This is a genomic window from Mesorhizobium sp. M0664 (assembly GCF_040320565.1).
Classification (GTDB): domain Bacteria; phylum Pseudomonadota; class Alphaproteobacteria; order Rhizobiales; family Rhizobiaceae; genus Mesorhizobium.
Window position 1 is genome coordinate 167,501 of the sequence record NZ_JAMYPW010000006.1, and the last position, 1,167, is coordinate 168,667.

Sequence of the window (1,167 nt, forward strand, 5' to 3'; positions counted from 1 at the left end):
GCTCAGAACGGTCGGAAATCGTTCGCTGAGTGCAATGGCATAAGCCTGCCTGACTGCGAGACTGACAAGTCGAGCAGAGACGAAAGTCGGTCATAGTGATCCGGTGGTCCCGCGTGGAAGGGCCATCGCTCAACGGATAAAAGGTACGCCGGGGATAACAGGCTGATGACCCCCAAGAGTCCATATCGACGGGGTTGTTTGGCACCTCGATGTCGACTCATCGCATCCTGGGGCTGGAGCAGGTCCCAAGGGTATGGCTGTTCGCCATTTAAAGCGGTACGTGAGTTGGGTTCAGAACGTCGTGAGACAGTTCGGTCCCTATCTGCCGTGGGTGTAGGAATATTGAAAGGATCTGTCCCTAGTACGAGAGGACCGGGATGGACGGATCTCTGGTGGACCTGTTGTGGCGCCAGCCGCATAGCAGGGTAGCTATATCCGGACGGGATAACCGCTGAAGGCATCTAAGCGGGAAACCCACCTTAAAACGAGTATTCCCTGAGAACCGTGGAAGACGACCACGTTGATAGGCCGGGTGTGGAAGAGCGGCAACGCTTGAAGCTTACCGGTACTAATAGTTCGATCGGCTTGATCGTTCTCATTCCTAATGCCCATTTCTGGTGACAATCCTTGGATTGCGCCGAGATGGATGGCACAGAAAACAGCTTCTCGAGCAACGTGCGTTTTGCCGACCTGGTGGTTATGGCGGAGCGGCTGCACCCGATCCCATTCCGAACTCGGCCGTGAAACGCTCCAGCGCTGATGGTACTTCGTCTCAAGACGCGGGAGAGTAGGTCGCTGCCAGGTCTGCCAAGCGCACGTTGTTTAATCTTCTCCTTACGAACAGGCCCGCCAACGGGATATCGGGCCGCGCAAGCGGCCCTTTCATTTGGCGGAAGCTTGAATCCAGTGAGCCAAGGCTTACTTCTAGGGTTGACGCGGGGTGGAGCAGCCCGGTAGCTCGTCAGGCTCATAACCTGAAGGTCACAGGTTCAAATCCTGTCCCCGCAACCAAATTCGAAAACGGCCCGCCTTGTGCGGGCCGTTTTCGTATGCGCTGAAGTACGGCGACAGGACACTTTAGCGATACCCTCCGGCGAAGGCCGCCTTGCGAGAGGACGGCACGGTAGCGAGGCTGCGCTCTTAAGGTCGCCCTTACGAGCGAAGTTA

Annotated in this window: 1 tRNA gene and 2 rRNA genes (1 of these 3 running past the window's edge); all 3 read left to right on the plus strand. The window is 56.7% G+C overall.

From position 1 onward, the window contains the following. Window positions 1-593, plus strand: a 23S ribosomal RNA gene (locus tag NKI39_RS10735) (it extends 2,206 nt beyond the left edge of the window). A gap of 96 nt (window positions 594-689) precedes the next feature. Beyond that, a 5S ribosomal RNA gene (rrf, locus tag NKI39_RS10740) occupies window positions 690-804 on the plus strand. A gap of 130 nt (window positions 805-934) precedes the next feature. Continuing rightward, window positions 935-1,011, plus strand: a tRNA-Met gene (locus tag NKI39_RS10745). The last annotated feature ends 156 nt before the right edge of the window (window positions 1,012-1,167 follow it).